This is a genomic window from Alkalicoccobacillus porphyridii (assembly GCF_007293315.1).
GTDB lineage: Bacteria > Bacillota > Bacilli > Bacillales > Bacillaceae_D > Alkalicoccobacillus > Alkalicoccobacillus porphyridii.
The window spans coordinates 112,371-130,897 of record NZ_VLXZ01000011.1; the positions used below are offsets into that span (position 1 = coordinate 112,371).

Genomic DNA, 18,527 nt, shown 5'->3' on the forward strand with positions numbered 1-18,527 from the left:
CATCACGTAATAAATTGTGCAAGGATTACTATATACCCTAGTAAAAGTAATGTAAACTCATAAGGTTTGTGAGAATTAGTTAGAATATATATGTGCTTGGGACAATCGTTATGCTATGTCATTCTGGTTTGAGAGACCTGAGTAAAGCTGAGTTTCGTTTCTTACTATAAAAAATAGTGGGTAAGGTCATTAATGACCTTACCCACTACTCTTAAGTCTCTATGCCGTGGCTATTTAATAATCTTCGTTTCACCAATAAATGGAAGAGGGTTCGTCTCACCTCTCAAAACGTTCAACAGTCCGATAATAAAGCATGCGATCAGCGCCAACATCCAAACCGTACTAAATAATCCGCTCAAGAAGCCTGGTAGAATGGAGGCTACAACTAATCCCGCAGCCCAGATGATAGTAACTAAAATCCCCTGATTTGCATGGTATCGCGCAAAGGCAGAGTCTTTAGCTACAAATAAAGGAATCAAAAATAATATAGGAATGTAGGCAACAATGGCTAACAGCTTGTTCTGTTGTGCATCTGTTTGATAACTCATAAGAATCCTCCTTTAAATGTGTGATCTACTATTTATCTACAGATCAACGCATCAAAAAGTTTCGGAATCAGCCGAAATCAGCTATAAATAAGCAATTGGTTGGACTTATTTCCTTTTATTACCTTGAGGTGTTACATTCCTGATGCATGAGGTGCAGCTTTAGCCTTCTCATCTCTAGCCTGTTGCTTAGCTACAGCCAACTGAATAATGCCATATGAAATTCTCATGATCAGATAGGCCGGAATACTAGCACCAAAAAAGACAACCGTCGCTGGAAATGAAAGCATAGCATAGGCAGATGTTCCGAGCGCCACCACCATTAATATAGAAAGAATTGGATTAACAGCCATTAAGAAAAAGGCTGTTTTTATCACTTGTAGACGCTTTAAGTCGTAGTGTACATATACTGGAAAGATAAATAATGTTCCTAAGGCAACCACTAAAGTAACAAAGAGCACAGGATAATAAAAATAAGCTACGATGCCCTCTCCAGCAAAGGTGATAAGAAATTGTAAATCAACATATAGAATCAAACCAATGACGGTAATCAATAAACCAATTAAGTTTCCGGAAATAAAATCCTTTTTAAAATAGGAAAGGAACGTTTTGAAAACGGGAAGATCTGTCTCACCCAAGATCCATTTACGAATGACAGCAAACATAGCGAAGGTCGCCGGAAAAATAGTGAAGATCACAAGACCAGCTATCGTAAAGCCTAGCCATAACAAATTAATATAAGCTAATCGTGTAATCCATTCAGCAATTTTCTGCAACCCACCCATTGGTCCACGCATATCCATTGATAATCGGCCTCCATTTTAAAGTTAAGGTTGTATACGATTTCAAAAATGCTTTACAAGCTCGTCACAAAACAAATACAATTAAATCATTATGTTACTTTATTAACTATACCATGTTTGATCGTTTTAGTGAACGCTTACATTGATGGAGAGATAAGGAGAGAGCTATGAAATACGCGCTAGGCATAGATATTGGTGGAACAAAGATTGCTGCTGGTTTAATTAATCAATCGGGGGAGATCGTAAAACAGGCCGTCATTCCGACAGAGGCCGTGGCAGTAACTCCAGAGAAGAAAATAAATCAAGTCATTTCTGAATTAAAAAGCATGATAGAAGATATCAACTCAGATGAATTAATCGGAATCGGAATTGGTGCACCTGGACCACTTAATGGAAAAGAAGGGGTCTTAACAGAACCACCAAACCTACGAGCATGGTGGGGAGCGCCCATCAAGCGCTGGTTCAAAGAGTCATTTTCATGCCCGGTTATTATGGAGAACGATGCAAATGCTGCAGTACTGGCAGAGAAGTGGCTGGGTGCCGGGCAAGGGTGTGAGCATTTTATCTATATGACCATTAGTACGGGGATAGGAGCAGGGATCTACAGTCATGGACGATTACTAACGGGTGCCTATGGAAACGCAGGGGAGGTCGGACATATAGTCATTGATCCTGCATATGGCACTTCTGCATGTGGTCAGAAAGGTACTCTTGAATGGATTGCTTCTGGAACGGCGATTGCAAGACAAGCAACAGCCCTTAAAGGAAAGCCGATGACATCGCAGGAGGTATTTGAACAAGCAGCAGCTGGTGATCAAGAACTCAAGCAATTAGTAGATAAAGTGTTTGAAAAAATTGGTGTTGGCTGCGTAACACTTATCAACTTGTTGGAGCCTGAACGGATTGTCCTTGGAGGTGGAGTAACAAATGTTGGCGAGCCATTATTCTCAGGGGTAAAGGCATATGTAGAGAAATTTGCGATTAGTTCAGCTGGTAGGAATACAGAGATTGTTCCTGCTATGCTTCATCAAAATGCCGGTTTGCTTGGGGCGGCCGCTCTTATTTTGCATCAGAATGAAGGATAAATAGATACGGTGCTGAAAACAAAAGACTTCGAACCCAACATGGTTCGAAGTCTTTTGGCTACACGCTCCACTTTTAAGTGGGCATGATGTCCGCTATAATTTCCTTTGTTTCGAGTGTGCCTAAATCATAAAGCATTTGGTATACATCTTTTAAATCGTTTTGAGTCTGTACCTTTTCCTGGTCCGCTTTGGTTTCATCAAAGGGTCTTTGAAGAATTTGCTGCTGTTCAAAATCCTCTGATTTCACTCGTTCTAGCAAGGAGGCTAATTGATCCTTTTCCTTTTCGGTAGCATAAATTTGATATTGGATCGTATTGTCCGGCGTTTTTGTTTTGCTAATAGCCATAAGAGCCATATCTAATGTGACATAATATGATTCGCGTTTAAAGGTAGACATACATCTTCTCCTTTTTTGAGTAGTGTGTATCTCATACCCTATTTCTAAAAAGTTACACTCAGGAGTCGCTAGGAAAAACCAGCCCAATTTGGCGGCGAGCTTCATCGAGTACTTGTAGCGTTAAGGCAGTGTTTTTATGACTATTAAGAGTTGACTCATTTTTCCCTTCTTGAATCAGCTTTGCAAATTCAACAGCTTCATAATACATAGGGTTAGTATGTTGTGGCTCTGAGAGTAATGTTTCACTTTTAGCTGTACGATCATAGAAGGTCAGCTTCTCAAAGTTATTCCAGTTTTGAATCACAACATTACCATGCTCTCCTTGGATTTCTGATGGGAGCATTGAATCCGTAATCTTAGAGTGGTTAATGATGATTTGGGAGTCCTCGTACTTAAGCAAAAGACTTCCTGAACCATCAACCCCAGACTCTAAAAGGTGTCCTTGCGCCTTCACTTCACGTGGTCGACCAAATAGAGCAATGATTGGGTAAATTCCATATACACCAATATCCATTAAAGAACCGTTTGATAATTCAGGGTTAAACGCATTTAACACGTTTCCTTCCTTATATGCGTCATAACGCGATGAATATTGACAGTAGTTTGCAAACCCTGAGCGTACAGGGCCAAGCTTATGTAGATGTTCTTTTAGAAGGATGAAGTTTGGAAGCTGTGTTGTTTTCATTGCTTCCATTAAAACCACCTGATTGTCATAAGCAGCCGAAGTCATTCGTGCCCATTCTTTATCATTTGAAGCAGCAGGCTTTTCAACTAAAACGTGTTTACCTCCTTTAAGCATTTGTTCAGCCTGATCAGCGTGGAAGGAAGTTGGGCTTGCAATATATACCGCATCGACATGAGGGCTTGAAGCAAGCTCTTCTAGTGACGTATACGTATATAAATCCCCATACTTAGAAGCAAATTCGACCGCGCGCTCTTTTGTTCTAGAATAAACAGCCGTAAGCTCGTACTCTGTAAGCTCCGACATGGCATCAATAAAGCGTTCTGTTATAAAGTTTGTTCCAATTACAGCTATACGAATAACCACAATTTTAACCTCCTAAATAAGTATCTTGCTCAATCGTACCATGCTTTATGGTATACTGCATCTAACATTATCTAGGTACTTTTTTACTAATAAGGGTTTTCAATTTGCTTGGAAAAAGATAAAGTGAGTCTTGATAACTAGTGATAAATGACTAGGCAAGCTAGGAGGATATATATGTCGTCAGTATCAACTACAAAACTTAAAAAGATTGAAATTAGGTCATTTACTGATTTTGATGAAGTAGCTACCCAAGTATTAGTACTACTTAGTCACCATCTGAGCGTAAATACGTTGTTTATTGCCAGAAACGATTTGATTACAAATGAGATTGCAAAGGTCATTAACAAAGATCGACTCTTACTGCAAGAGGGCCAAGAGGTTGAATATAACGAGACTTTTTGTCGGTTAAGTGTAGATCATGGCAGTCAGGTGCTGGTCATACCAAGAATAAGCAAGGATAGTTTGGCTAGGGATTTACAGGCTGCTGAGAGCTTTGGCAACGGAAGCTTTATTGGGGTTCCTATTTATAATGCTTGTGGGCAAGTATATGGAACAATTTGTGGAATTGATGATCAAGAGGTTGAATTCTCCGATAATGATATTGAACTAATTGGAACGATGGCCTCACTATTAAGTCATGTGCTTGAGTTAAATAATGCCTATCGTCAAGTCACAGACCTAGCTGCTCCGCTTGTACCCATTGCTGATGGGATAGGGGTTCTTCCAGTTGTTGGAGATATGACCTTGAAACGGATGGAAACCATTGCAGACACTGTGATGCTTAAGTGCAGTCAACTAGAACTACATTATTTATTAATTGATGTATCAGGCATCTTAAGAATTGATGAAGCAATAGGAGATCAATTTCTTCAAATCAACGAAATGCTTCGATTAATAGGAGTCACGCCCTTTTTCACCGGGATACGTCCAGATCTCGCTATGAAGATGAATCAATTAAGCAAAAGTATGACCAAGCTTAAGACATTTGGGACCATGGCTCAGGCCTTAGCTAGTATTGGCTTCACTGCCCCCAATTTTAATGCATAATAAGTAAACATCTTATAAAAGAAAAAAAGCTTATCAATAGCCTCGTATCAGGGGGGAACTGACAAGCTTTTTTTGTTTTCTAAAAGAAACACAGATTTGACACATATAATCCTACCTCCGTTCACATACAATAAATGCTGTTAACTTTAGTTAAGTTTCGACCGCTAGATTCATTCAATGACTAAACGCCTTATGCGGCATAGCTTAGGTAGTAAGCGGATGCAAGAACTACATTTGAGTTTAACGTAATCTTATTTATTTTTACATAATCGTAACTTTTGAGCACTCTATATCGTATACTTCTTAACAGTATCATTACATCAGTAGCGGATCAACGAGAGCTCTAGCTTAAAAAAATAGGTTTTGTTTACATTCAGTTTTTGATATAATCACTCTTTGGACACTGTCTACATTGTTTCAACTCTTTTTTTTGTGGAATAGATTGTTGATGTTCAAAATTTAAAATAGCGATAGATAGATAGAAATATTACGCTAATTTCTTGAAACGGAAGAGAGGAGCACCACACACTATGGATAAGGTAAAAACTGCGATAAGCCGGCTTAAGCTTTATTGGTTGGCTGTTCTATTTCTAACAATAAAATCGTACATTCTTTATAAGGTTGGATTTAATATATCATCGGATAATATGCTGCAGGAGTTTATTCTCATCATTAACCCACTAAGCTCAGCAGTATTGTTTTTTGCGATTGCGTTACTGTTTAAAAACCGTCTTAGGAATGTCATGATTGTGGCGTTTAGTTTTCTTGCAACATTAGTTCTGTATTTCAATTTGCTTTACTACCGTTTTTTCACGGACTTTTTGACGTTCCCGGTATTGTTCCAAACAAGCAACCTCAATGATATTGGATCAAGTATTGTGGAATTAACACATTTTGCGGATCTTTTTCTATTTGTAGACATTGCTCTGCTTACATTCTTAATTGTTGCTAAGAAGATTCCGGCTGTACCTCGTTTAAAGAGAGAGCCTATCATTCTAGTATCATTAGCTGTTGTTTTATTTCTGGCAAACCTATCTATTGCCCAGGCAGAACGCCCGCAACTGTTGTCAAGATCCTTTGATCGTGAGTTACTAGTGAAGAACATTGGGATCCTAAATTACCATGTCTACGATGGATACATCCAATCTCAATCAAGAGCTCAAAGAGTATTTGCAGATAGCTCAGATATCGTAGAAGTTAAAAATTATTCACAAGCGGGTCACAAGGACCCTGATCCAGAATTGTTTGGTATCGCTGAAGATAAAAACGTTGTGATGATCTCACTTGAATCACTACAATCATTTGTGATCAATAACACGGTGAATGGAGAAGAAGTCACTCCATTCTTAAATGAATTAATTGAGGATAGCTATTACTTTGAGAACTTCTACCATCAGACAGCTCAGGGAAAAACATCTGATTCAGAGTTCATAGTAGATAACTCTATGTTTGGTCGTGCCAGTGGTTCTGTATTCTTCACGCACGGAGGCAACGACTATAATGCGTTACCTGAGATCCTAAGTAATGAAGGGATGCATACGTCTGTCATGCATGCCAATAACAAAAGCTTCTGGAACCGAGATATTATGTATCAATCTCTTGGATATGACCAATTTTTTGATGTAGATAGCTATGAGGTAACCGAGGAGAACTCTGTTGGTTGGGGATTGAAGGATGTAGATTTCTTTGAACAATCTATTGAGCTACTTCAGTCGCAGCCTGAACCGTATTTGACTAAATTTATTACGTTAACCAACCACTTCCCATTTGAGCTTGATGAAGAAGACAGAATGGTAGATGAATTCGATTCAAACAGTGGAACGTTAAACCGCTACTTCCCGACCGTTCGTTACATGGATCACGCTGTTGAGAGATTCTTTGACGAAATGAAGGAAGCTGGAATGTATGAAGATACTGTATTTATCCTCTATGGTGACCATTATGGTATCTCAGAAAATCATAACAGAGCGATGAGCATGTACTTGGATAAAGAAGAAATTACACCGTTTGATACGGTACAGTTACAACGAGTGCCGATGATTGTTCACATTCCTGGACATGATAAGAGCGAGACCATTAGCACTGTTGGTGGACAGATTGATGTGAAACCAACCTTGATGCACCTTTTAGGGTATAGCACGCGTAATGACATCCAGTTTGGTACAGATTTATTTGCACCAGAAAATGAATCAATGGCTGTTCTACGGAACGGTAGTGTCATCACAGATGATATTGTTTATACAAACAATACATGCTATGACAAAGAAGGCGAAGAGATCGAGATGGAAACATGTGAACCATTTGTAGAAAAGGGAATGAACGATCTTGAACATTCTGATCGGATCATCTATGGAGATTTATTAAGATTCTTTGACTCTCAGGAAGAGATGAACTTAAATCCCGAAGACGAAGACACTGAATAGAACAATACAAAAAAAGCACAGTAGCGGGGAAACCCGCACTGTGCTTTTTCATGTGTTTATTCAAGTGGATCGTCTTTCTTTTCAAGCTTCGTTTCAAACTTGGCAAGCTGTCTTTTTGCGAAATCTCTGCCACCAATTCCAAAAGAAATGGCAAATGCAATAGCCAGACTTCCAAGAATAAGAAGGAATGCGATGTTAACTATGGATGATGCAAATCCTAATTGATCTAATGTCATGAAGACAGCAAAAAGGATAATAACATACTTAATGATATTGGCCGAGAATGAGCTGCCCGTATATCTAGTAATCACTTGTTGAAGGATGTTGGCTATAGCTAAGCCTAGACCCAGAATCAGTAGTGCACTTACTAGCATTGGCAGGTAAATGATAATCGCATTACCAATTTGGTTCAGAACATTTAATTGCAATACGTTTAAAGCTTCTACTGTAAAGAACAGTAGGATTAACACCTTTACGACTTGCCCAATGATCTCTGATAAGTTAAAGCGCGGTACGCCTGTTGCTGTTTTAAATCCTAAGTAGCCATAGATCGAATTAATTCCAGTACGATTAAGTAAGCTTGTGAGCAAACCGGAAATAAAACGAGCAAGATAGTAACCAACAATGATAAGGACAATGGCTACAAATAGATTTGGAATAACCAGAAGAACATTGTCTAGAACAGATATGATTGGCTGAGAAATCATCTGAATATTTAATGCTTCAAGGGCAATTGTGATAACAGGAACCAATATAACAAATAATACGATATTTGCTAGAACCGTTGACAAGGTCTCCTTAGGAGGCTGCTCTTCTTCTCTTACATAGATTCTATTGAAGAAACGATCAATGTTTAAACTGTTTAACAAATTGAAGACGAGATTGCGAATAAACCGAGCAATGATAATACCAACTGTTAAAATGATAGCCGCTGCCAATAGATTTGGTAAAAAGTCTAATAGCTTCTGCATCATGCTGGCTATTGGCTGTGAGACAGAGTTCATATTCAAGGCATCTAGAATGCTTGGAATAAAAAGAATAAAGACAAGATAATAGGCTATTTTCGCCAATGATTGCAGGGCTTCTATTCCTTTTTCTTCAGTAGGGACGACCCGGCCTTTAGATAAGAGCCTTTGAAAGCCAACTTTTTTAAGACCTTTCTCTAATATTCCTTTTACTATCGTTGCTACACCAAAGGCTAGCAGTAAGAGGAGAAGGGCATAGATTAGATTGGGGATGGAGGAAAATAACTGGTCAAACATGTTACGGAACGAATTTGCTGCTTCATTCATAAGAAACATCTCCTTAATAAATAGTTTACATAGCCTTCATTCCTTTAAAGTAGGTCAGTTAAACGTCTCTTTGTGAAAAGATCTCAATTGTTACTTAGTTGTAAACAACCAAAAAAGAGCTGCGTCCCACACATGGACTTAGCTCTTTTTTAATCAAAAATATCTTATTCGCTTACCCGTTAATGACACTACCACCGTTCACATGCATCATTTGACCAGACACATAGGTAGAATCATTTGAAGCTAAATAAACGTAAGCAGGTGCTAATTCAGACGGTTGCCCAGCTCGTTTCATAGGCGATTGATCTCCAAATTCAGCGACATCTTCTCCTGGGAAGGAGGCAGGGATAAGAGGCGTCCAAATTGGACCAGGGGCCACTCCATTTACGCGAATGCCCTTTTCCACAAGATTTGTCGCTAGAGATCTTGTTAACGAGACAATGGCTCCTTTTGTTGCAGCATAGTCCATTAAGACAGGGTTACCTTTATAAGCAACGATGGAAGCCGAATTAATGATAGAGCTGCCCTCCTTTAGATGAGGAATAGCTGCCTGAATGAAATAAAAATAGGAATAGATATTTGTTTGGAAGGTCCGGTGTAGCTGGGAAGCAGAGATATCCTCAATATTTTTTTGATAGTGTTGCTCGGCAGCATTATTTACAAGAACATCAATCGTCCCATATGCCTCAATGGTTTTGTTTACCGCATCCGTACAAAAGACTTGGTCGCCTACATCTCCGCTTAAAACCATACAAGAGGCACCCTTCTCTTCAACGAGTTGTTTGGTCTTTTCAGCATCACTGTGCTCATTTAAATAGACGATACTAACATTTGCCCCTTCTTTTGCATAAGCAATCGCTACAGCTCGTCCAATTCCACTATCTCCACCAGTTATGAGAGCTGTTTTACCTTTCAGCTTACCACTCCCACTGTAGCTTGGGTCGTCATACATTGGTTCAGGCTTCATATCACTCTCAATGCCAGGTTGAACAGATTGTGTTTGTGCAGGTTTATCCTTCATTTGTTTTTGCTTTTGTTGTAAATATTCATTCATTGTCAACATGCCCACTCCTCTCTTACGTTACTATTATTTGTTACCTATTTTGTAGAGAAGTAAACATTTGTCTGGGGAAAAGAAGGGGGCGGGCAATAGCAAGAGAGATGTGTATGATAGCAAGGTGGATTGATGTATTAGCAAGAAGCGGAGGGCAGTAGCAAGAGAGATGAACGTAATAGCAAGGTGGACTGATGTTTTAGCAAGAAGCGGAGGGCAGTAGCAAGAGAGATGAACGTAATAGCAAGGTGGATTGATGTATTAGCAAGAAGCGGAGGGCAGTAGCAAGAGAGATGAACGTAATAGCAAGGTGGATTGATGTATTAGCGAGAAGAGGCGAGCGATACCAAGAGAGATGAGCATGATAGCAAGGTGGATTGATGTATCAGCAAGAAGCGGAGGGCAGTAGCAAGAAGAACGATCGTAATACCAAGAAAGATCATGATTTAGCAAGAAGGAGATGGCGTTACCAAGGGAGATAACTGTAATACCAAGACCGATCTTAATTTAGCAAGAAGAGGCGAGCGATACCAAGAGAGATGAGCATGATACCAAGGCCGGTTGATGTATTAGCAAGAAGCGGATGCCGATAGCAAGAGAGATGAACGTAATAGCAAGGCGGCTTGATGTATTAGCAAGAAGAGGCGAGCGATACCAAGAGAGATGAGCATGATAGCAAGGTGGATTGATGTATTAGCAAGAAGCGGATGCCGATACCAAGAAAGATGAGCATGATACCAAGCTGGATCCTATTTTTAGCAAAAACAAAGCCCCTCCAACAAGAAGGGAGGCTCATCATCAAGAACAAAAGGCTTTTACCAAGAAACCAAACGTGCCTTCGCGACCACAAAAAAGAAACGGACAGTTAGGTGCTATACCTAATGCCCGTTTCTTGATTATTAATATAGCTCAGATAAGGTGAGGACTGGTCCTTCAGGTTCTTGGTTATCCGGTTGAGGTTCTAATGAAATAGCGATGGCCTCAAATAGGTCCTCGATGTTTGTATCAGAATCAAGGTCGTAAATGATTGCTCCTTCACCTGCAGCATTTGTTACAAATGAGCCAGCTGGTAGTGGGGTTTCCTCTTGAAACAACCAGATTTGATAAACCTCTGAGTCTGTAAGCTCTGGTAGTTGTTCTACTTGAACGATTAATTTATACCCATCCTCTTGTTGGACGATTGAAGCCTGGCCAAGGTGTTCATCTTCATTCTCAAGTGATAGAAGAGAGGTAGAGGTTATCACTTGTTCGATACCAGATGGGGTGGATGGATCAGGCTCGGCATTCACATATCTCTCAAGTTCGTGATTTATAATATCGCGCTCTGTTTCAATGATCGTGAGCTGCGATTGCGTTTCATTTAATTGATTATAGGTATAAATATTTGTTCCAATGGCAGCTGCTAAGACAGCGGCCGTTGCTGCCAGCCAAGGCATAAGTTTATTCTTCTTGTTCACAAAGGGAACCGGATCTGGCTTAGTAATCGGTGTTACTTTGCTGTCAGATGTCGTGTCCTCCTCAAATACGGAAGTTAGAATACGATCCTTCATCCCAGCTGGAGGTGTTGCATCAGTTGGAATGTCAGCTACTTGATCATTAAACTCATATAGTTCCTGAAGCTGTTCCTGGCACTCTTCGCAATCCAGAAGATGTAGCTCAAATTCTTCTTCTTCGCTCTTACTAAGATGTCCATTAAAGTAATCTAAAAGCTGTATGCATTTATTATTGTTCATATATATCGCCTCTTCCATCCTGCCTACTTAATGTCTTACGCAAATGCTTAAGCGCTAGACGTAATCTTCCTTTTACAGTACCAAGGGGAATTTGACAGATTTCAGCAATATTCTTCTGGGGCTCTCCGTCAAAATAAAATAAGGTCACCACTTGCTGCTGTTCCTCAGGAAGGTTTGAAACAGCATCTCGAATATATTCATTTTCTTCTTGAAGGACTATGGTTTGTTCCACAGACTCTGGGTCCGGCTTTGAATCTCGATCATCAAATTCAACCTCAGATACCTTTTTCTTTCTAATCCGGTCAATCGCTGCGTTTCGTGCAATGGTTAAAATCCAAGATGAGAATTTTCCCTTTCCAGTTTGAAAGGAAGCCTTTCCTTGCCATAGCTTCATAAAGAGGTCTTGCATTACTTCCTCTGACATTCCATTATCTTTTGTGAACCGATAGATAAACGAATATAGAATCCGCTCATACCGATTGTAAAGCTCTTCGAGTGCAGCTTTATCTTGCTGTAACACAAGCTGATAAAGCTGCTCATCATTAAGGTGCGACATGTATAACTCCTTTGTACGCTGCTCCTTTGTAATTAGAGTGCAAGAGGAATTGGTTAACCAGTCGTTAAATCGAATGGAGTAACAGCGATTAAAAAGTAGCACTTCTAATTAAGCATACGTAAAAATGGTTCAAAAAGATCATTATGTAAACGTAGTAAGAACAAAAAAATTATTAATCCTTTTCATTGTAAAGGTTGATGAATGAAACATCCATTAAAAACATAAACGAATGTTTAAAAAAGGTCGCTTAGGTGAAATAAGAGAAAATAGACTATAAATATATAGGAGGTTTTATCATGGTCAAAATTGTTATTCCGTATTATTCTTCTTATGGACATGTCTACTCGCTGGCTAAAGCGGTTGAAGAGGGAGCGAATAAAGTAGATGGAGCAGAAGTGAAACTCGTAAAAATCCCTGAAACAAAAGAAGTAAGAGAAGCTATGTCTTCTCAAGACGCTTATGTAGACGCACAAAAACAACAGGAAGATCTTCCTGACGCTGTCCATGAGGATTTAATTTGGGCTGACGGTATTATATGGGGATTCCCAACTAGATACGGAAATATGCCGGCTCAGGTTAAACAATTTCTCGATGCAGCAGGTGGACTTTGGGCGAATGGCTCATTAGAAGGTAGAGCGACTTCAATTTTTACAAGCACAGCCTCGGTTCACGGGGGGCAAGAGTCAACAATACTAACGTCCTTAGTTCCTTTATTACACTTTGGATTAATCTATGTTGGTCTTCCTTATGGAGAAAACCCAGAGCAGTTAACAACGGAAGGGATCGGAGGAAGTCCATATGGGGCTTCTACCATTGCAGGATCTGATGGATCTAGGCAGCCAGATGAAAGAGAGCTGGTGATGGCTTCACGCCTTGGGGAGAGAGTAACGAAAGTAGCGGCAAAGCTTGCCGCAGAATCATAAAAAATAATGAACCCAGAAAAAGACGTAGCCAAGCTGTGTCTTTTCCGGGTTCTTTTTTCTCTATCCTAGTTTTTAAAGGCTGTTCATCGTATACTAGGGGAAAAGCTTAGGGAGAGGTCAATATGAAAAAGAGACTTTCAAATAAAGCATTATTTATTATCATTGCAAGCGTGGCTTTTATATATGGTATTTCCTATTGGTTTGTTACAGGAAAAGCGGTTATTCAGTGAGAATATGACAGATTGTTTATTAATGGTTATTCCATTTCCCGGGGAATTTGTCGGCTGGATAGAGAATAGCTGGAAGAGGACAGCTTGTGACAATAATAGTAAGGACTCCTGTAGAAATAACAGCGATAGTTGAGAGAATAATCTCTTCCTTTGTCACAATTGGAATTCCAGCGACAACAGCGAGCATGTCGAAAATGACAATGATTGCACCAACGTTTAAAGGAACCTTAGTAGCAATCATTTGTGATAGTAGATCAAATCCCCCTGTACTAATATCCATTCTAAACATGATCCCAGCACCAATACCGAGTAAACTTCCTCCAATAATTGCACTGGCAAGCGGACCGGCAACGGCTAAATGTGGTGAATATAATGATAGCCAGTCGATGAAAAGTGAAGAGACAATGACCCCAATGAGACTGTTGTAAAAAAAGGGACGATAATAAAACCAGGCCGCAATATATATGGGGATACTAACCACAATAATGGTCATACCAACAGGCGTATTCCAAACATAATGCGCAATTAATCCAAGACCTATGATGCCACCATCTAATAAATGATACATCGTAAAGAAAAAATTAATTCCTAAACTAATCAGGAAGCATCCTAAAAGTAACGTTATCGTATACCGTACCATGTTTATCACACCCAACCTAAGAGATCCGTCTGACAAGCTCTTTTCAAGGTATATGCGAGTTGAACAGGCTATATGAATGCGAATCGGTAAAATCATTATTATAAAAGCATAATTTCCGCTTTCCAAACACAGTTCATCTAATATTGGAATCTGTTTGCAAATCTGATGCTCCGATCTGTACCTTAAAAAAACCGAGCTCTTGCGCACGTATATGCGTAAGAGTTCGGTTTTTTGTTTGAAACAACATGATACATGTCATCAGCCCATTTATTACATCAAATGCGATAAAAACGCTGTGGCGATACCGAAATAAATAAGTAAAGAAAAAATATCATTCAGTGTTGTAATGAGGGGTCCAGAGGCAACAGCTGGGTCTATTCCAAACTTATGAAGGATTAAAGGAATAATCGTACCGGCAAGTGTACCAATAATCAGTGTAGAGAATAAAGAAATCCCTACAACAAAACCAATTGTAGTATCACCAACCCAAAAGTAAGAAATTACTGTGATTAAGGCACTACAGGTTACCCCGATGATTAAACTCACTCGGAATTCTCTGAAGATGAGGCTAGCTACTACCTTTTTATTAATTGTGTATTGTGATAAACCTCGAACGACAACAGCTAATGACTGTGTTCCGGTGTTTCCGGTCATACCAGCTATCATTGGCATAAAGAACATTAGAGCTACTACTTGATCTAATGTTGCCTCGAAGTAACTCATTATACTAGCAGAGATTAATCCAATAAATAATAAGAGAATCAGCCAAGGAAGTCTTCTTGCTGATGCGGTAACGGCCTTTGTATTAAAATCAATGTCTTTACCAGATGCCGAAAGCTTCTCAATATCTTCATTTGCCTCACGAATGACAACATCCATTGCGTCATCTACTGTAATAATACCTAGAAGTGTATCTTCATCATCCACAACAGGCACTGCAATAAAGTCGTAGCGTTCAATGATTTGGGCCACTTGTTCCTGGTCATCTGTCACTTTCACTGCAACAGTTCGCGTGAACATAATATCTTCTATTATTTCATTGATATCAGCCACTAATAAGTCTCTGTAGGAAACTACACCGACTAGCTTTTTCTCAGCATTAATAACATATAAATAATAAATATTTTCCGAAAAGCTAGCGTACTCCTTTAACTTATCCACCGCTTGTCTGACGGTTTGGTTGGCATGAATCCAAATAAATTCATTCGTCATCAATCCACCTGCTGTGTCAGCAGGGTAACTCATGAGAGAGCGAATTTTAATTGAATCTTCCTTTTTCATAACATCTAAAAATTCCTGAATGCGTTCAACTGACAATTCATTTAATAAATCCGCTAGGTCATCATTTTCCATTAGGTCCATGACTTTTGAGGACTCTTGCACACCTAATTGCTGTAGAATCTCAACTTGAAACTCTGTTTCCAGTTCTTCAATAAGGTCAGCAACTTGATCGGGCTCTAAAAACGCGAGGAATTTGTGGTGATGCTTAGTAGGAAGGGAGCGATAGATATTCGCTATATCGTATGGATGTAGTTCATCTAATAGCTCCTGCAAGGGTTTTCGCTTGGCCTCACGTACATATTTAATAACCAAAACGAGTAATTGATCTTCTGTCATATTAGCGATCATACTCCGCACCTCCATTCTCATCCTATCCACTTTACATAAAAAAACGTATGAAGTAAACCTCATCTTCGGCGAATAAGAAGTATATCAACTATTCCCTGCTTACTTGAAAATATAACTTACAGAAAATAAAGAAAAATATAGTTGACATTGAGAATCGATTTCAATTAAACTAACAGTGAGAATTATTATCAAAAGAGAGTGAGGGAATAACATGACATCATTAATGATAGTGGGGGCGGATCATCTAGGATCTATACCAAAGAAACTAGAGGAAATTGGCTACGGAAACATTCTACATATTAGTGGAAGAAAAACAAAGATGGTGAAACGAGAGATCCCAGCCGGCGTTGATATGATTCTTGTACTGACTGACTTTATCAATCATAATTTAACGAGTGTACTTAAGAAAAAAGCGATGGAACAAAATGTACCCGTTTGTTACGCGAAGAGGTCTTGGTGTTCAATATATAAAGCGATAGGGCAATGCCAGGAGGACTGTCCAATTGCAAAAAAATAGCTAATTGAGAAACCTTCTTTATAATAATTATAAAAAGGTTTCTTTTTAATTGAGAATTATGCTATGATAAAAATAGCCGAAGAAAGAGGTGGGAACCATGGAGGAAATCTTATCTAAGCTTCATGATCTTTTTGCCGCTTTGAGAAAAGACAGTAAGCAGTATATAGAAATAGTAGAGCCAAAGCTTACTCACCCAAATAATGATTATGAACGAATGTTTTTGAGAAAAGCTTTAGGTTTTGAAAAAGACCGGTCAGCAGCTTTAAAAGGGTTAAGAAAGCAGCTAAGCTCCTGGTTAAACCAAGACTCATTTACAGTACCAGATCCACAGGATCAGCTGAAGCTTTATGCTGATACACAACTAGAACAGTACAAATTGCACTTATTCCTAAGGCAAGTTGAGGATACATCCACGCTTTCGGATGATGGACAATCAAAGAAAATATTCTCTGCTATTCTTGAGAAGTCTGAGCAATTTGAAAAGGAATTTACGACTTATTTGATAGAATTAGAGCAAGAACTAATGGACAAATGGCCAAGTGAAGCCTCGACACCTCAAGCGCTTAACCACTCGGACAAGCGTAGACTTTCTGTAGGTAGTCTAATTGAACAATGAGATTAAAGGAGAGTGATAGAGATGAGTAAGGCAACAAGATATCCAGACGCACCATTAAATGAACAAGAATTTGATCACTTAGATAACGTAGTGGCTGATATGGCTAAAAGCCAGCTAGTTGGACGCAAGTTCTTAAATGTCCACGGACCGTTAGGAAGAGGCGTACAGACCATTCATACAGATGTCTACTTGGACGATCATGAAGCGATCATGGACCATCAGGGGCTAAGCGAAGAAATGGCAGAGGCGACAAAACGCGTGAGCCATACAATTCCTTTAATTTATAAAGATTTTGTTCTTTACTGGAGAGACGTGGAACAAGCAAAAACACTTGACATTCCGATTGATTTTTCTGGGGCAGCCAATGCTGCAAGACAGGTTGCCTATCAAGAGGATCAAATGATTTTTCATGGTTCCAAAGAATTTGATATTCCCGGTTTAATGAATGTTAAAGGTCGACTCTCTCACGTGACTGAAAGCTGGTATGAGTCCGGTCACGCTTTCCAGGATATCGTAGAAGCACGTAGCAAGCTTATGGAGCTTGGACACCATGGCCCTTATGCGTTGGTTCTGTCACCTGAGCTTTATGCCATTTTGCATAGAGTTCATAAGGAAACCAATGTGCTTGAGATTGAACACGTTCGCGAAATTGCAACAGCTGGTGTTTTCCAATCCCCAGTTCTTAAAGGGAAAACAGGTGTCCTAGTAAATACAGGTCCACATAACTTTGACCTTGCTGTCTCAGAGGACTTTGAAACGGCCTACCTAGGTGAAGAAGGAATGAACCATCCGTTCCGAGTGTATGAAACGTTGGCACTACGTATAAAAAGACCTTCTGCTATCTGCACATTAGAAAGCCAGGAAAAAGAATAAAATAAATAAAAAAAGCATGCGGGTCATTAAGCCAGCATGCTTTTTTGTGTGAACGACACGATATTCTCGGTTGAATCTGCATAAACAACAAAGTCAGAGTACCCGTGTTTTTCAAGGGTTTTAGCGCCAATATCGCAGGCTAAGCCCTCTACCTCACGTTTAAATGGTGAGCTTAAGCAGCCCTCATTGACTTCGCATAACCGTTGTAGGTAATTTAATGTATCTGTTAGTAAGTATGTTTTTGCGTGTGTATTTTCTAATTGACAGATTAACTTGTGCTCAAGGTCCTTCATAATAGCGATTTCATCAACGTTTACAATCAGTCTTTCACCTTCAGACGTCATAAATCCAATGGATTGATAAACACCTCTTGTTTGCTCTAAGCTTGTGAAAACGGGGTAAAGAAATTCTTCTCCAGATCTTAACCGGATGGATTTAGCCTCAATGGCGCCCCCCACCTTACGCTTATTCATAAGCACTGTGTTTATATCCTTTAAAGCATGAACAGACATTTTCTTCACGAAAGCTCCCCCTTCGCTATTTGATTCTAGCGTAAGTATACTAGAGGATGATAATCATTGTCAATTCGATTTAGATTGTTATCCTCTTTTTTAGTATGGAGAATTGAGGGAGCTTTATACGTAAAGAATGAATAGAAGGAAAGAGAGTGGTTGGTGATGGTATGCACCGCTCCCGCTCCCCGTAAATGGGGGCACTTACCCGAGGCAAGCTAATGAGCTAACCCGACTATGTCAATTTATCTCCTTAAACCTTTTTATCGAGGTCACTGAAAAGACGTTTTACTGTTTAATGACGTGATAAATGAACAAAGTCTCTCTTGTCAAAAGGATATCGGGAATGAGAGGTAGATCCATCGGGAGGAAAGTAAAAAAAGACTGCATACCAAGAGAAGCAGGTGATTTAGCAAGAGGAAAAACCGGCATACCAAGAGAAGCTGATGATACAGCAAGAAACAGGAGCTCATAGCAAGAGAAAAGGCCTGCATACCAAGAGAAGCTGATGATATAGCAAGAAACAGGAGCTCATAGCAAGAGAAAAGGCCAGAATACCAAGACAAGCTGATGATATAGCAAGAAGCAGGAGCTCATAGCAAGA

Annotated in this window: 18 protein-coding genes; 7 read left to right on the top strand and 11 right to left on the bottom strand. The window is 39.5% G+C overall.

Annotated elements, in window-relative coordinates; all coding sequences use genetic code 11:
• Nucleotides 1-230 precede the first annotated feature (230 nt).
• Both FN960_RS16345 and FN960_RS16350 read right to left on the bottom strand, forming a co-directional pair.
• Nucleotides 231-548: a magnetosome magnetite crystal formation protein family gene (locus FN960_RS16345; RefSeq protein WP_143849924.1), complete on the bottom strand. Its 318-nt coding sequence runs from the start codon at nt 546-548 to the stop codon at nt 231-233.
• A 131-nt stretch (nt 549-679) separates the two neighbouring features.
• Nucleotides 680-1,348, bottom strand: coding sequence for a YesL family protein (locus tag FN960_RS16350; RefSeq protein WP_143849925.1), 669 nt, complete (start codon nt 1,346-1,348; stop codon nt 680-682).
• Nucleotides 1,349-1,515: 167 nt separating this feature from the next.
• On the opposite strand from FN960_RS16350, the gene FN960_RS16355 reads away from it, so the two are divergent.
• Nucleotides 1,516-2,433, top strand: coding sequence for an ROK family protein (locus tag FN960_RS16355; protein ID WP_143849926.1), 918 nt, complete (start codon nt 1,516-1,518; stop codon nt 2,431-2,433).
• Nucleotides 2,434-2,506: 73 nt separating this feature from the next.
• Here the strand turns inward: FN960_RS16355 and FN960_RS16360 are convergent, their stop codons facing one another.
• Together FN960_RS16360 and FN960_RS16365 are read right to left on the bottom strand one after the other, a co-directional pair.
• Entirely contained in the window at nt 2,507-2,830 is a 324-nt protein-coding gene (locus tag FN960_RS16360; RefSeq protein WP_143849927.1) for a hypothetical protein, read from the bottom strand.
• 58 nt (nt 2,831-2,888) lie between these two features.
• The gene (locus tag FN960_RS16365) at nt 2,889-3,878 is read right to left on the bottom strand and encodes a Gfo/Idh/MocA family protein (protein WP_143849928.1); all 990 of its coding nucleotides are present in this window, start codon (nt 3,876-3,878) and stop codon (nt 2,889-2,891) included.
• A 174-nt stretch (nt 3,879-4,052) separates the two neighbouring features.
• On the opposite strand from FN960_RS16365, the gene FN960_RS16370 reads away from it, so the two are divergent.
• Together FN960_RS16370 and FN960_RS16375 are read left to right on the top strand one after the other, a co-directional pair.
• Nucleotides 4,053-4,925: a GAF domain-containing protein gene (locus FN960_RS16370; RefSeq protein WP_185971075.1), complete on the top strand. Its 873-nt coding sequence runs from the start codon at nt 4,053-4,055 to the stop codon at nt 4,923-4,925.
• Nucleotides 4,926-5,455: 530 nt separating this feature from the next.
• On the top strand, nt 5,456-7,348 hold the full coding sequence (locus FN960_RS16375; protein ID WP_143849930.1) for an LTA synthase family protein: 1,893 nt from the start codon (nt 5,456-5,458) through the stop codon (nt 7,346-7,348).
• Between the two features lie 56 nt (nt 7,349-7,404).
• On the opposite strand, the gene FN960_RS16380 is transcribed toward FN960_RS16375, so the two are convergent.
• The 4 genes from FN960_RS16380 to FN960_RS16395 all read right to left on the bottom strand — a co-directional run bounded on the left by FN960_RS16380 (nt 7,405) and on the right by FN960_RS16395 (nt 11,983).
• Nucleotides 7,405-8,640: a mechanosensitive ion channel gene (locus FN960_RS16380; RefSeq protein ID WP_143849931.1), complete on the bottom strand. Its 1,236-nt coding sequence runs from the start codon at nt 8,638-8,640 to the stop codon at nt 7,405-7,407.
• Between the two features lie 172 nt (nt 8,641-8,812).
• Nucleotides 8,813-9,703 carry an SDR family oxidoreductase gene (locus tag FN960_RS16385; protein WP_438799895.1) on the bottom strand — a complete coding sequence of 297 codons (891 nt, stop codon included), beginning with the start codon at nt 9,701-9,703 and terminating at the stop codon, nt 8,813-8,815.
• Nucleotides 9,704-10,593: 890 nt separating this feature from the next.
• On the bottom strand, nt 10,594-11,427 hold the full coding sequence (locus tag FN960_RS16390; protein ID WP_185971077.1) for an anti-sigma factor: 834 nt from the start codon (nt 11,425-11,427) through the stop codon (nt 10,594-10,596).
• Complete coding sequence (locus tag FN960_RS16395) at nt 11,417-11,983, bottom strand: RNA polymerase sigma factor (protein ID WP_143849933.1); 567 nt, start codon at nt 11,981-11,983, stop codon at nt 11,417-11,419. Before FN960_RS16395 ends, FN960_RS16390 begins: the two co-directional genes overlap by 11 nt.
• Before the next feature lie 296 nt (nt 11,984-12,279).
• Between FN960_RS16395 and wrbA the strand changes: the two genes are divergently transcribed.
• Nucleotides 12,280-12,906 carry an NAD(P)H:quinone oxidoreductase gene (wrbA, locus tag FN960_RS16400; RefSeq protein WP_143849934.1) on the top strand — a complete coding sequence of 209 codons (627 nt, stop codon included), beginning with the start codon at nt 12,280-12,282 and terminating at the stop codon, nt 12,904-12,906.
• A 249-nt stretch (nt 12,907-13,155) separates the two neighbouring features.
• On the opposite strand, the gene FN960_RS16405 is transcribed toward wrbA, so the two are convergent.
• Together FN960_RS16405 and mgtE are read right to left on the bottom strand one after the other, a co-directional pair.
• A complete protein-coding gene (locus FN960_RS16405; RefSeq protein ID WP_143849935.1) occupies nt 13,156-13,776 on the bottom strand; it encodes a YitT family protein in 621 nt (206 codons plus the stop codon).
• A gap of 270 nt (nt 13,777-14,046) precedes the next feature.
• Nucleotides 14,047-15,405, bottom strand: coding sequence for a magnesium transporter (gene mgtE / locus FN960_RS16410; RefSeq protein WP_143849936.1), 1,359 nt, complete (start codon nt 15,403-15,405; stop codon nt 14,047-14,049).
• Between the two features lie 211 nt (nt 15,406-15,616).
• Here mgtE and FN960_RS16415 point away from each other — a divergent pair, with 211 nt between their 5' ends.
• From FN960_RS16415 to FN960_RS16425, 3 genes are all read left to right on the top strand, one after another.
• Nucleotides 15,617-15,922, top strand: a complete 306-nt coding sequence (locus tag FN960_RS16415; protein ID WP_143849937.1) for a DUF2325 domain-containing protein — start codon at nt 15,617-15,619, stop codon at nt 15,920-15,922.
• Between the two features lie 97 nt (nt 15,923-16,019).
• Nucleotides 16,020-16,538 carry a hypothetical protein gene (locus FN960_RS16420; RefSeq protein ID WP_143849938.1) on the top strand — a complete coding sequence of 173 codons (519 nt, stop codon included), beginning with the start codon at nt 16,020-16,022 and terminating at the stop codon, nt 16,536-16,538.
• Nucleotides 16,539-16,559: 21 nt separating this feature from the next.
• Nucleotides 16,560-17,411 carry a family 1 encapsulin nanocompartment shell protein gene (locus FN960_RS16425; protein ID WP_143849939.1) on the top strand — a complete coding sequence of 284 codons (852 nt, stop codon included), beginning with the start codon at nt 16,560-16,562 and terminating at the stop codon, nt 17,409-17,411.
• Nucleotides 17,412-17,437: 26 nt separating this feature from the next.
• Here the strand turns inward: FN960_RS16425 and FN960_RS16430 are convergent, their stop codons facing one another.
• The gene (locus FN960_RS16430) at nt 17,438-17,923 is read right to left on the bottom strand and encodes a hypothetical protein (protein WP_438799896.1); all 486 of its coding nucleotides are present in this window, start codon (nt 17,921-17,923) and stop codon (nt 17,438-17,440) included.
• Nucleotides 17,924-18,527: the final 604 nt, after the last annotated feature.

Coding starts and splice junctions, on each gene's coding strand:
- FN960_RS16370 (WP_185971075.1), top strand. CDS start 4,053: ATGTCGTCAGTATCAACTACAAAACTTAAAAAGATTGAAATTAGGTCA.
- FN960_RS16350 (WP_143849925.1), bottom strand. CDS start 1,348: ATGGATATGCGTGGACCAATGGGTGGGTTGCAGAAAATTGCTGAATGG.
- FN960_RS16405 (WP_143849935.1), bottom strand. CDS start 13,776: ATGGTACGGTATACGATAACGTTACTTTTAGGATGCTTCCTGATTAGT.
- FN960_RS16360 (WP_143849927.1), bottom strand. CDS start 2,830: ATGTCTACCTTTAAACGCGAATCATATTATGTCACATTAGATATGGCT.
- FN960_RS16415 (WP_143849937.1), top strand. CDS start 15,617: ATGACATCATTAATGATAGTGGGGGCGGATCATCTAGGATCTATACCA.
- FN960_RS16380 (WP_143849931.1), bottom strand. CDS start 8,640: ATGAATGAAGCAGCAAATTCGTTCCGTAACATGTTTGACCAGTTATTT.
- wrbA (WP_143849934.1), top strand. CDS start 12,280: ATGGTCAAAATTGTTATTCCGTATTATTCTTCTTATGGACATGTCTAC.
- mgtE (WP_143849936.1), bottom strand. CDS start 15,405: ATGATCGCTAATATGACAGAAGATCAATTACTCGTTTTGGTTATTAAA.
- FN960_RS16425 (WP_143849939.1), top strand. CDS start 16,560: ATGAGTAAGGCAACAAGATATCCAGACGCACCATTAAATGAACAAGAA.
- FN960_RS16355 (WP_143849926.1), top strand. CDS start 1,516: ATGAAATACGCGCTAGGCATAGATATTGGTGGAACAAAGATTGCTGCT.
- FN960_RS16430 (WP_438799896.1), bottom strand. CDS start 17,923: ATGTCTGTTCATGCTTTAAAGGATATAAACACAGTGCTTATGAATAAG.
- FN960_RS16375 (WP_143849930.1), top strand. CDS start 5,456: ATGGATAAGGTAAAAACTGCGATAAGCCGGCTTAAGCTTTATTGGTTG.
- FN960_RS16395 (WP_143849933.1), bottom strand. CDS start 11,983: ATGTCGCACCTTAATGATGAGCAGCTTTATCAGCTTGTGTTACAGCAA.
- FN960_RS16390 (WP_185971077.1), bottom strand. CDS start 11,427: ATGAACAATAATAAATGCATACAGCTTTTAGATTACTTTAATGGACAT.
- FN960_RS16345 (WP_143849924.1), bottom strand. CDS start 548: ATGAGTTATCAAACAGATGCACAACAGAACAAGCTGTTAGCCATTGTT.
- FN960_RS16385 (WP_438799895.1), bottom strand. CDS start 9,703: ATGTTGACAATGAATGAATATTTACAACAAAAGCAAAAACAAATGAAG.
- FN960_RS16420 (WP_143849938.1), top strand. CDS start 16,020: ATGGAGGAAATCTTATCTAAGCTTCATGATCTTTTTGCCGCTTTGAGA.